An 11969-nucleotide genomic window follows, 5' to 3' on the forward strand; every position below is an offset into this window, starting at 1 on the left:
GAACATGACAGACGCATTGAACTGGAAACCCGCCGCAACGCCCAACGCGGAGCCCATTGAAGGCCGCTTCATCCGACTGGAAAAGCTCGACCCGGCACGCCATGGCGACGACCTCTGGGAGGTGCTGCAAGGCCCGACCTCCGACCCGGTCCTGTGGGATTATCTTCCCTACGGCCCGTTCACCGAACGGGCTGCCTTCGACCGCTGGCTGGAAGGCAATGCCGCCGGCCGCGACCCGCTGTATTTCACCGTCATCGACCGCCCCAGCGGCCAGGCCCAAGGCATTCTCAGCCTGATGTCGATCGTGCCTGAGCACGGCCGCATCGAAATCGGCCACATCGCCTTCGGCGCCGCCATGCAGCGCACGCCCAAGGGCACCGAGGCGGTGTACCTGCTGGGCAAACTGGGCTTCGAACTGGGCAACCGCCGGTTGGAGTGGAAGTGCAACAACGCCAACGCCCGCTCCAAGCGCGCGGCGGAGCGGTTTGGCTTCGTCTACGAAGGGGTGTTCCGCAAGCACCTGGTGGTCAAGGACCACAACCGGGATACGGCGTGGTATTCGATTACCGATGATGAGTGGCCGCAGGTGGCTGCCGGGTTTGAGCGGTGGTTGAGTGATGCCAACCAGCAGCCTGGCGGACAGGAGGCAACTCTGGAGGCATGCCGCAAAGGCTGAAGGTTGCGTGGGAGCAGCCGGCCTCTTCGCGGGTAAGCCCGCTCCTACAAAGACCGCGCACCCCGTAGGAGCGGGCTTGCCCGCGAAGAGGCCATCAGACCAAGCACAAAAAAAGGGGAGCATCCGCTCCCCAGAGGTAAACCGCTTGTAGATGAAGGCGTATCTCAGCCTTCGATCTCGATCAGGATCTCACCCGGCGTCACACGGTCGCCCTTGGCCACATGGATGGCCACGACCTTGCCGGCGATGGCCGCCTGCACTTCGGTCTCCATCTTCATGGCTTCGGTGATCAGCACCGCCTGGCCGGCCTTGACCATGTCGCCTTCCTTGACCAGCACATCGACGATGTTGCCCGGCATGGTGGTGCTGACATGGCCCGGGGCGCTGGCCTGCTTGCGTTTGCTGCTGCCACCACCGACGAATTCGTTGAGCGGTTCGAACACCACTTCTTCCGGCATGCCGTCGATCGACAGGTAGAAGTGGCGCTTGCCTTCGGCCTTCACGCCCACCCCGGTGATATCGACGCGGTAGGTTTCGCCGTGCACGTCGATGACGAACTCGGTCGGCACGCCTTCACCGCCAGGGGCAGCCACAGCGCCCGCTTCGGGGATCGGCAGCAGCACTTCCGGGGTGAGGGTGCCGGCTTCGCGCTCTTCGAGGAACTTGCGCCCGATGTCCGGGAACATGGCGAAGGTCAGCACGTCTTCTTCGCAGCGGGCCAGGGCGCCGATGTCGGCACGCAGCTTGGCCATTTCTGGCTTCAGCAGGTCGGCCGGGCGCACGTCGATCACTTCTTCACTGCCGATCGCCTGGCGGCGCAACTGCTCGTTGACCACGCCAGGGGCCTTGCCATAACCGCCCTGCAGGTACAGTTTCACCTCGTTGGTGATGGTCTTGTAGCGCTCACCGGCCAGCACGTTGAAGAACGCCTGGGTGCCGACAATCTGCGAGGTCGGGGTCACCAGCGGCGGGAAGCCGAGGTCTTCACGCACACGCGGGATCTCGGCCAGCACTTCGTTCATGCGGTTGAGGGCGCCTTGCTCCTTGAGCTGGTTGGCCAGGTTGGAAATCATGCCACCCGGTACCTGGTTGACCTGCACGCGGGTATCCACGGCGGTGAACTCGCTTTCGAACTGGTGGTACTTCTTGCGCACGGCATAGAAGTACAGGCCGATTTCCTGCAGCAGCTCCAGGTCCAGGCCGGTGTCGAATTCGCTGCCCTTGAGTGCGGCAACCATCGATTCGGTACCCGGGTGGCTGGTGCCCCAGGCGAAGCTGGAGATGGCGGTGTCGATATGGTCGGCGCCGTTTTCCACTGCCTTGAGCTGGCACATGGCAGCCAGGCCGGCGGTGTCGTGGGAGTGGATGAACACCGGCAGCGACTGCTCGGCCTTCAGCGCCTTGACCAGCTCGCCAGTGGCGTACGGGGTCAGCAGCCCGGCCATGTCCTTGATCGCCACCGAGTCGCAGCCCATGGCTTCCATCTGCTTGGCCTGGTTAACGAAGGCTTCGATGGTGTGTACCGGGCTGGTGGTGTAGGCGATGGTGCCCTGGGCGTGCTTGCCAGCGGCCTTGACCGCTTCGATGGCCACGCGCAGGTTACGCACGTCGTTCATGGCGTCGAAGATGCGGAACACGTCGATGCCGTTGACCGCGGCCTTGGCGACGAAGGCCTTGACCACGTCGTCGCTGTAGTGGCGATAGCCCAGCAGGTTCTGGCCGCGCAGCAGCATTTGCAGGCGGGTGTTGGGCAGCGCCGCGCGCAGCTTGCGCAGGCGCTCCCACGGGTCTTCCTTGAGGAAGCGCACGCAGGCGTCGAAGGTGGCGCCACCCCAGACTTCCAGCGACCAGTAGCCGACCTTGTCGAGCTTGTCGCAGATCGGCAGCATGTCTTCGGTACGCATGCGGGTGGCCAGCAGGGACTGGTGGGCGTCGCGCAGGATCGTGTCGGTTACGTGAATTTTCTTGGACATTATGGGGTTCCTCACAGGCCTGCGTGGGCGGCGATGGCGGCGGCGATGGCCAGGGCCAGCTCTTCGGGTTTGCGCTTGATCGAGTAGTTGGTCAGTTCCGGGTGGCTTTCGACGAAGCTGGTGTTGAACTGGCCGCTACGGAATTCCGGATTGCGCAGGATTTCCTGGTAGTACGCGGCGGTGGTCTTCACCCCTTGCACGCGCATGTCATCCAGGGCCCGCAGGCCGCGGTCCATGGCTTCTTCCCAGGTCAACGCCCACACCACCAGTTTCAGGCACATGGAGTCGTAGAACGGCGGAATGGTGTAGCCGGTGTAGATCGCCGTGTCGGTACGCACGCCCGGGCCGCCGGGGGCGTAGTAACGGGTGATCTTGCCGAAGCTGGGCAGGAAGTTGTTTTTCGGGTCTTCGGCATTGATCCGGAACTGCAGCGCGTAGCCGCGGTGCTGGATGTCTTCCTGCTTGACCGACAGCGGCAGGCCCGAGGCAATGCGGATCTGCTCACGAACGATGTCGATACCGGTGATTTCCTCGGTGATGGTGTGTTCCACCTGCACCCGGGTGTTCATTTCCATGAAGTACACTTCGCCATCGGCGAGCAGGAACTCCACGGTACCGGCGTTTTCGTAGTTCACCGCCTTGGCCGCACGCACCGCCAGGTCGCCGATGTAGGCGCGCTGCTCGGGGGTAAGCTGTGGGCTCGGGGCGATTTCGATGAGCTTCTGGTTACGGCGCTGGATCGAGCAGTCGCGCTCGAACAGGTGCACCACATTGCCGAAGCTGTCACCGAGGATCTGCGCCTCGATGTGCTTGGGGTTGACGATGCACTTTTCCAGGAACACTTCGGCCGAGCCAAAGGCCTTGGTAGCCTCGGAAATCACCCGCGGGAAGTTCTGTTCCAGTTCTTCGCGGCTGTTGCAACGGCGAATACCGCGGCCGCCACCACCGGAAGTGGCCTTGAGCATCACTGGGTAACCGATGCGGTCACCTTCACTCAGGGCTTCATGAATATCGGCAACGTTGCCTTCGGTGCCCGGGGTTACCGGCACGCCAGCGGCGATCATGGTGCGGCGCGCTTCGGTCTTGTCGCCCATGCGACGAATGACATCGGCGGCCGGGCCGATGAACTTGATCCCGCGCTCGGCGCAGATCTCTGCCAGTTCAGCGTTTTCCGACAGGAAACCATAGCCCGGGTGCAGGGCGTCACAGCCGGTTTCCACAGCCAGGTTCACCAGCTTGCGCGGGTTCAGGTAACCGGCCAGCGGCTCGGCACCAATGCTGTGGGCTTCGTCGGCGCGCTTGACGTGCAAGGCATGCCGGTCGGCGTCGGAAAAGATCGCCACCGAGCGAATGCCCATCTCGGCGCAGGCACGCACGATCCGAACTGCGATTTCACCTCGGTTGGCGATCAGGATTTTTTTTATCACTGGAGTCTTCCCAAAGCCGTAGGAACAGTCGAGCCGGTTCTCCCGGTCGGCGCGTGACCAGACGTTGCTGGCCAGTCGCGTATTCACCCTAGCGCTGTAGGTCGATAAACAAAAATCAATATTTGTTAGAGGCTGTATTAGCAAAAGCTTATAGTGCGGTAACAAGGTATTGCCGAAGGTGGGATTAAAATGCGTAAGTCCTTGATGCGTATGACTTTGCGTCAATTGCAGATCTTCAACGAGGTGTGCGATTTGCGCTCGTACAGCCGCGCGGCGGAAGAAATGGCACTGACGCAACCCGCCGTCAGTCTACAGATCCGCCAGCTCGAGGAGCTGATCGGCCAGCCGCTGTTCGAATATGTCGGCAAGAAGCTCTACCTGACCGAAGCGGCCGAAGCCCTGCAACGCGCAAGCCGCGACATCTTCGGGCGCCTGGAGAGCCTGGACATGCAGCTGTCGGACATGCAGGGCTCACTGCAGGGGCAACTGAAACTGGCGATCGAGTCCAGTGCCAAGTACTTCGTGCCACACCTGTTCGCCGCCTTCAAGCAGCGTCACCCGGAGGTCAACCTGACCCTGACGGTGGTCAACCGCGCCCAGGCCATCCGCCGCCTTTCGGACAACCGTGACGACCTGATCATCATGTCCATGGTGCCGCAGGACATGGGCCTGGAGTTTCTGCCGTTCCTCAACAACCCGATCGTCGCAGTGGCGCCGCCGGAGCATGCACTGTGCAAACTGGAACAACTGCGCCTGCAGGATCTGGAACCTCATACCCTGCTGGTCCGCGAACAGGGTTCAGGCACACGCAAGGCCTGCGAGGAATATTTCAAGGACAAGCGCGTGCACTTCACCCAGACCCTGGAAGTGGCCTCGGCCGACGCCCAGCGCGAGTGCGTGATCGCTGGCCTGGGTATCGCCCTGCTGACCCGCCACGCGGTCAACCTGGAGCTGGCCACCGGGGTGCTGAAAGAGCTGTCAGTGGAAGAACTGCCGCTGTACCGCAGCTGGTGCGTGGTGCAGTCCAAGGCCAAGCGGCAGTCGCCGGTGGCCCTGGCCTTTCTGGCATTCATCCGCAGCGAACGTGCGCTGATCAGCGCGCTGGTTGAACGTTTTTCGGGGAAGTTGCCGCCGACGCCTGCCATACCGTGAGTTCTCGCAACTCGGGGTAGTCCGCCAGGTCGCGGAGCAGTTGACGTTGGTCGCAATAGCTTTCGATCGCGCGGCGGTATTCCATGCGGCGTTGATCCTTTTCCTGCTGCTTGCGAGCCTTGGCGCTGGGTTGGTACGTACCGTCGAAGTCACGAGCCATTGCCTGTCTCCCAGATAGGATGCGGGAGTTTCAGACTGGCCTTGAAGGTTTACGATTTGGCTGTGGAATGGTGACAAAACAGTGAAATCTGCTTGCCTGTACCGGCCCTTTCGCGGGCTTGCCCGCTCCCACAGGCATTGCGCCAATTCAAAAGGTGCACAGTACCTGTGGGAGCGGGCGCGCCCGCGAAGAGGCCGGTACAGATTGAATTCAGTCGTCGGTAGCCTTGATCGACTTGGGCGACAAACGCAGGCTGCGCAAGCTGCGCTTCACGCTCTTCAGGTGATTGACCAGGCTCGGCCCGCGCGCCATGGCCACGCCCATGGCCAGCACGTCGATCACCACCAGGTGGGCGATACGCGAGGTCAGCGGGGTATAGATTTCGGTGTCCTCATGCACGTCGATCGCGAGGTTGACCGTCGACAGTTCGGCCAGCGGCGTCTGGCTGGGGCACAGGGTAATCAGGTTGGCGCCGCTCTCACGCACCAGGTTGGCGGTGATCAGCAAGTCCTTGGAGCGGCCCGACTGAGAAATGCACACCGCCACATCGCCCGGCTTCAGGGTGACCGCCGACATCGCCTGCATGTGCGGGTCGGAATAGGCTGCCGCACTGAGCAGCAGCCGGAAGAACTTGTGCTGGGCATCGGCCGCCACCGCGCCCGATGCGCCAAAGCCGTAGAACTCCACACGCTGCGCCTGGGCCATGGCACTCACCGCCTGCTGCAGCGCCTGCGGGTCGAGGTGCTCGCGCACTTCCATCAAAGTGTGCAGGGTGGTGTCGAAGATCTTCAGGCTGTAGTCGGCTACCGAGTCGTCTTCATGGATAGCGAACTGGCCGAAACTGGCCCCTGCGGCCAGGCTCTGCGCCAGCTTCAGCTTCAGGTCCTGGAACCCCGAGCAACCAATGGCCCGGCAGAAACGCACGATGGTCGGTTCGCTGATGCCCACGCTGTGCGCCAGGTCGGCCATGGAGCTGTGCATGACGGCAGCCGGGTCGAGCAGCACGTGGTCGGCCACTTTCAGTTCCGATTTGCGCAGCAGGTGGCGCGATTGGGCGATATGTTGCAACAGATTCACAGGCTGGACTCGGTTATGATCGGCTGGCCGGGTTGTAGCTTTCTTGTAGTTATACTACATGGACGCCAACCCGCCCAGTTAAACGAACGTGGAGCGTGGTGGTTTGACTATTCCTTGCGACATTCTGGTCTTCGGCGGCACCGGCGATCTAGCCCTGCACAAATTGCTTCCGGCGCTCTACCACCTGTTCCGCGAGGCCCGTCTCAACCCTGCCGTACGGATCATCGCGCTGGCGCGTCGCAACCTGCCACGCAACGCTTACCTCAAGCTCGCCGAACGCCATTGCCGGGCACAGATTGCCCGCAACGACTTCGACGAAGAGGTCTGGCAGCGGTTTTCCGCCCGGCTCGACTATTTCGCCATGGATGCCTCGCAAAGTGCCGATTTCGGCCGCCTGGCGCGTTACCTGGGCGAGCCCGGCGGGCTCACGCGCGTCTTCTACCTGGCTACCGCCCCCAACCTGTTCGTACCGATTGCCAACCACCTGCGCAACGCCGGCCTGGCCGACGCCGAAGCGCGCATCGTGCTGGAAAAACCGATCGGCCACTCGCTGGCGTCGGCCACCGCCATCAACGAAGCGATCGGCGCGGTATTCGAAGAACGCCAGGTGTTCCGCATCGACCACTACCTGGGTAAGGAAACCGTGCAGAACCTCATGGCCCTGCGCTTCGCCAATGCCCTGCTGGAGCCGGTGTGGCGCAACAATCAGGTCGACCATGTACAGATCAGCGTCTGCGAGACGCTGGGGGTAGAGAACCGCGGCGCCTACTACGACCGTGCCGGGGCGATCCGCGACATGCTGCAGAATCACCTGCTGCAGCTGCTGTGTCTGGTGGCCATGGAGCCGCCCGCGCAGTTCGAAGCCGAAGCGGTGCGCGACGAAAAGGTGAAGATCCTGCGGGCCCTCAAGCCGATCACTGGCCAGGACGTGCAAGACAAGACCGTGCGCGGCCAGTATGGCGCCGGGCGCATCGGCGGCCAGGAAGTGCCTGCCTACTACTTCGAAAAGGATGTCGACAACGACAGCGACACCGAGACCTTCGTTGCCATCGAGGCGTACATCGACAACTGGCGCTGGGCGGGTGTGCCCTTCTACCTGCGCACCGGCAAGCGCATGGCACGGCGCTCGTCGCAGATCGTCATCCAGTTCAAGCCGGTGCCCCATGAGTTGTTCAGCGGTGGCCAGGTCAACCAGTTGCTGATCCAGTTGCAACCGGACGAGCGCATCAGCCTGCGCATGATGACCAAGAGCCCGGGCAAGGGCATGCGCCTGGAACCGGTGGACCTGGACCTGAACCTGGCCCAGGTGTTCAGCCAGACACGCCGCTGGGAGGCCTACGAGCGCCTGCTACTGGATGTACTGGAAGGCGACTCGACGCTGTTCATGCGCCGCGATGAAGTAGAAGCGGCCTGGGCCTGGGTCGACCCCATCCTCAACGGCTGGGAGGAGCACTTTCAGGCGCCTCGCGCCTATGCCGCCGGTAGCAACGGCCCAGAGCAGGCCAACCAACTGCTGGCCCATATGGGAAGGACGTGGTTGCGCTAGCGCACTCAGCCCGATAGGTGGCAGGGCGATAGGTGAATATTCATACAGTAGGTATTTGCCCCTTCCCTTGCCTGGCCCTAGAATGGCCCGATGCGCACAGATGACCTCTCCCTCCTGCTGAACTCCCTCAACGATGCCCAACGCCAGGCCGTAGCAGCCACGCTTGGACGTCAACTGGTACTTGCCGGTGCCGGTTCCGGTAAAACCCGCGTGCTGGTCCACCGCATCGCCTGGCTGATCCAGGTGGAGCAGGCATCGCCGCACTCTATCCTGTCGGTGACCTTCACCAACAAGGCCGCGGCAGAGATGCGCCAGCGGATCGAGCAGTTGCTAGGGATCAACCCGGCGGGCATGTGGGTGGGTACCTTCCACGGCCTGGCCCATCGCCTGCTGCGGGCCCATTGGCAAGAAGCGCGGCTGGTGCAGAACTTCCAGATTCTCGACAGCGACGACCAGCAGCGCCTGGTCAAGCGGGTGATGCGCGAACTTGGCCTGGACGAGCAGAAATGGCCGGCACGCCAGGCCCAGTGGTTCATCAACGGGCAGAAGGACGAAGGCCTGCGCCCGCAGCATATCCAGGCCGGGGGCGACCTGTTCCTGTCGACCATGCGCGACGTCTATACCGCCTATGAGCAGGCCTGCGAGCGCGCCGGGGTGATCGATTTCTCCGAGCTGCTGCTGCGCGCCCTGGACCTGTGGCGCGACCACCCGGGCCTGCTGGAGCATTACCAGCGGCGCTTCCGCCACGTGCTGGTGGACGAGTTCCAGGATACCAACGCCGTGCAATACGCCTGGTTGCGCCTGCTGGCACGCGGTGGCGACAGCCTGATGGCGGTGGGCGACGACGACCAGTCGATCTACGGCTGGCGCGGCGCCAAGATCGAGAACATTCACCAGTACACCGCCGACTTCCCCGACGCCGAAATGATCCGCCTGGAGCAGAACTACCGCTCCACCGGCGGCATCCTCAAGGCCGCCAACGCCCTGATCGCCAACAACAGCGGGCGCCTGGGCAAAGAGTTGTGGACCGACATGGGCGAAGGCGAACCGCTGACCCTGTACGCGGCCTACAACGAGCACGACGAAGCGCGCTACGTGGTGGAAACCATCGAAAGCCTGGTCAAGCAGGGCAATGGGCGTAACGAAATCGCCATCCTGTACCGTTCCAACGCCCAGTCGCGGGTGCTGGAAGAAGCCCTGCTGCGCGAGCGTATCCCTTACCGCATCTACGGCGGCCAGCGCTTCTTCGAGCGCGCCGAAATCAAGAACGCGATGGCTTACCTACGGCTGATCGAAGGCCGTGGCAACGACGCCGCCCTGGAGCGGGTGATCAACGTGCCTCCGCGCGGCATTGGCGAAAAAACCGTCGAAGCCATTCGCGAACATGCGCGCCACAGCCAGCTGTCGATGTGGGAGGCCATGTGCCAGCTGCTCGCCGCCAAGGCACTCAAGGGCCGCGCCGCCAGCGCCTTGGGCGCTTTCATCGAGCTGATCGAAGGGTTGGCAGCCAAGGTCGCGGACATGCCACTGCATACCATGACCCAGACCACCATCGAGCAGTCCGGGCTGATCATCTATCACCAGGAAGAAAAGGGTGAAAAGGGCCAGGCACGGGTAGAAAACCTTGAGGAACTGGTCAGCGCGGCGCGCAACTTCGAGTCCACCGACGAAGACGCCGACCTCTCGCCACTGTCGGCATTTCTCGGCCACGCCTCGCTCGAAGCGGGCGATGCCCAGGCCGACGAGCATGAAGACAGCATCCAGCTGATGACCTTGCACAGTGCCAAGGGCCTTGAGTTCCCGTATGTGTTCCTGGTGGGCATGGAAGAAGGCCTGTTCCCGCACAAGATGAGCCTGGAAGAGCCCGGCCGCCTGGAAGAAGAACGTCGCCTGGCTTATGTGGGCATCACCCGTGCCATGCGCCAGCTAGTCATGACCTACGCCGAAACGCGCCGCCTGTATGGCAGCGAGACCTACAACAAGGTGTCGCGTTTCGTGCGCGAAATTCCGGCGGGGCTGATTCAGGAAGTGCGCCTGTCCAACAGCGTCAGCCGCCCGTTTGGCGGGGCCAAGGCCACCACCAGCAGTAGTCTGTTCGCCAATGCCAGTATTCCGCAGACCGCCTTCAACCTGGGCCAGCGTGTGCAGCATGCGGTGTTCGGCGAGGGCGTGATCCTCAATTTCGAGGGTTCCGGGGCCCAGGCAAGGGTGCAGGTGAATTTTGCCGAAGGCAGCAAATGGCTGATGCTGGGGTATGCCAAGCTCGAGGCCATTTGAACCCTGCGCGGCCCTACTTGTGGGAGCGGGCGTGCCCGCGAACACCGGCGAAGCCGGTGCCATACACCGAGTTGCCGACTTCGCGGGCACGCCCGCTCCCCCAGGTAATTGCGCCAGGTTTCAGAGGGCGGATCTGCCAGCTTGGTAACATTCAGGCAAAAGCTCGAAACATTATGTCGCTGGTCATGTGCCCGGGAACCTGTGCACCATGGCGCGCGTGCAATCCACAACAGGGGATATCCCACTTATGCAACGTTTTCTTAGCATCGCTCTGGCGCTCTGCGTCGGCCTGACGCTGAGCCTGGACGCCAACGCCAAGCGTTTCGGCGGCGGCAAGAGCTCGGGCTCCGCGCCTATCCACCAGACCCGCCAGGCCACGCCAACCACGCCTGCCGCCGCGCCGACCGCACCTGGCCGTGCCCCGGCTGCCGCCAGCGGTGCTTCGCGCTGGCTGGGCCCGCTGGCCGGCCTGGCCGCCGGTGGCCTGCTGGCGTCCATGTTCATGGGCGACGGTTTCGAAGGCTTCCAGATCATGGACTTCCTGATCGTGGCGCTCATCGCCTTCCTGGTGTTCCGCTTCATCGCCGCGCGCCGTCGCCAGCAGCAGCCGCAAATGGCCATGCCAGGCCATGCGCCGATGCAGCGTGAGGCCCACGGCCAGCCTGCCCAGCCGTCGATCTTCGGTGGTTCGGCCGCACCGGCCGCTGCAGCCGCCGCCCCGGTGATCAACGCCCCGGCCTGGTTCAACGAGCAGAGCTTCCTGGCTGCCGCCCGTAACCACTTCCAGTCGCTGCAGCAGCACTGGGATGCCAACGAGATGGACAAGATCGCCGAGTTCGTCACCCCGCAGATGCTCGAGTTCCTCAAGCGCGAGCGCGCTGAGCTGGGCGATGGCTTCCAGTCCACCTACATCGATAACCTCGATGTACAGCTGGATGGTGTCGACGACCGCGCCGACCGCACCGACGCCACCCTGACCTTCCGTGGTGTGTCGAAGAACTCGCGCTTCGACCAGGGCGAAGCGTTCAGCGAAAGCTGGCACATGGTTCGCGCCCCGGGCGAGAACCAGCCTTGGCTGGTCGCCGGTATCCGTCAAAACGGCTAACCGCTGCGTGCTGTACAAAAAACCCCGGGCTTGCCCCGGGGTTTTTGCTTTTGCCAAAGCGGGCTACTAGGGTATAACGCGCAGCGTTGTCATCTAGGTCAGAGGAAGTGAACCGTGGAAGAAGTGATCGAACAACTCCGTGAAGCCAATGAGCCAGTGCCGGTGCCCCTTGAGCTTCCCGACGAGGACCTGCTGGTCGAAATCGAAGAAGAGCTGTTCATCAACATTCCGTTCGTGTTCAAAGAGTTTCTGCTGACCGTCAGTGACGTGGTGTACGGCTCGCTGGAGCCAGTGACCGTCACCGACCCACAATCGCACACCTACCTGCCTGACGTCGCCGCCAGCGCCTGGGATGCCGGCGTGCCACGTGACCTGATTCCACTGTGTCAGGATGGCGACAATTACTACTGCGTCGAAGAAGACGGCACCGTGGTGCTGTGGGATGCTGAAGAGGAAATTGTCGGCGAAGACAGCTGGGAATCGGTGTGGCACTGGGCGCGGGATGTTTGGCTGGAGAGCTGATCTCCCCTGCTGTGAGGTTGCCTGTATGGGCCCTATCGCCGGCAAGCCAGCTCC

Annotated in this window: 10 protein-coding genes; 6 read left to right on the forward strand and 4 right to left on the reverse strand. The window is 62.9% G+C overall.

From position 1 onward, the window contains the following. The first annotated feature begins 4 nt into the window (after positions 1-4). Positions 5-676, forward strand: coding sequence for a GNAT family N-acetyltransferase (locus TZ03_RS06250; protein ID WP_051096479.1), 672 nt, complete (start codon positions 5-7; stop codon positions 674-676). A gap of 164 nt (positions 677-840) precedes the next feature. On the opposite strand, the gene oadA is transcribed toward TZ03_RS06250, so the two are convergent. Continuing rightward, the gene (gene oadA / locus TZ03_RS06255) at positions 841-2649 is read right to left on the reverse strand and encodes a sodium-extruding oxaloacetate decarboxylase subunit alpha (protein WP_051096480.1); all 1809 of its coding nucleotides are present in this window, start codon (positions 2647-2649) and stop codon (positions 841-843) included. An 11-nt stretch (positions 2650-2660) separates the two neighbouring features. Then, positions 2661-4076, reverse strand: coding sequence for an acetyl-CoA carboxylase biotin carboxylase subunit (locus TZ03_RS06260; RefSeq protein ID WP_003253279.1), 1416 nt, complete (start codon positions 4074-4076; stop codon positions 2661-2663). Between the two features lie 189 nt (positions 4077-4265). Between TZ03_RS06260 and TZ03_RS06265 the strand changes: the two genes are divergently transcribed. Beyond that, complete coding sequence (locus TZ03_RS06265; RefSeq protein ID WP_051096481.1) at positions 4266-5228, forward strand: LysR family transcriptional regulator; 963 nt, start codon at positions 4266-4268, stop codon at positions 5226-5228. On the opposite strand, the gene TZ03_RS31460 is transcribed toward TZ03_RS06265, so the two are convergent. Next, positions 5170-5388, reverse strand: coding sequence for a PA3496 family putative envelope integrity protein (locus TZ03_RS31460; RefSeq protein WP_082056551.1), 219 nt, complete (start codon positions 5386-5388; stop codon positions 5170-5172). The two genes, TZ03_RS06265 and TZ03_RS31460, sit on opposite strands and share 59 nt — an antisense overlap. A 210-nt stretch (positions 5389-5598) precedes the next feature. Further along, a complete protein-coding gene (hexR, locus tag TZ03_RS06270; protein ID WP_003253273.1) occupies positions 5599-6465 on the reverse strand; it encodes a transcriptional regulator HexR in 867 nt (288 codons plus the stop codon). A 103-nt stretch (positions 6466-6568) separates the two neighbouring features. Here hexR and zwf point away from each other — a divergent pair, with 103 nt between their 5' ends. The 4 genes from zwf (at position 6569) to TZ03_RS06290 (ending at position 11915) form a co-directional block, all read left to right on the forward strand. Beyond that, positions 6569-8011, forward strand: coding sequence for a glucose-6-phosphate dehydrogenase (gene zwf / locus TZ03_RS06275; RefSeq protein WP_051096482.1), 1443 nt, complete (start codon positions 6569-6571; stop codon positions 8009-8011). A gap of 90 nt (positions 8012-8101) precedes the next feature. Beyond that, positions 8102-10288: a DNA helicase II gene (gene uvrD, locus TZ03_RS06280; protein WP_051096483.1), complete on the forward strand. Its 2187-nt coding sequence runs from the start codon at positions 8102-8104 to the stop codon at positions 10286-10288. 247 nt (positions 10289-10535) lie between these two features. Then, positions 10536-11393, forward strand: coding sequence for a Tim44 domain-containing protein (locus TZ03_RS06285; protein WP_051096484.1), 858 nt, complete (start codon positions 10536-10538; stop codon positions 11391-11393). Positions 11394-11507: 114 nt separating this feature from the next. Further along, positions 11508-11915, forward strand: coding sequence for an SMI1/KNR4 family protein (locus TZ03_RS06290; RefSeq protein WP_051096485.1), 408 nt, complete (start codon positions 11508-11510; stop codon positions 11913-11915). Positions 11916-11969: the final 54 nt, after the last annotated feature.

Source organism: Pseudomonas sp. 10-1B, from assembly GCF_000935045.1.
Classification (GTDB): domain Bacteria; phylum Pseudomonadota; class Gammaproteobacteria; order Pseudomonadales; family Pseudomonadaceae; genus Aquipseudomonas.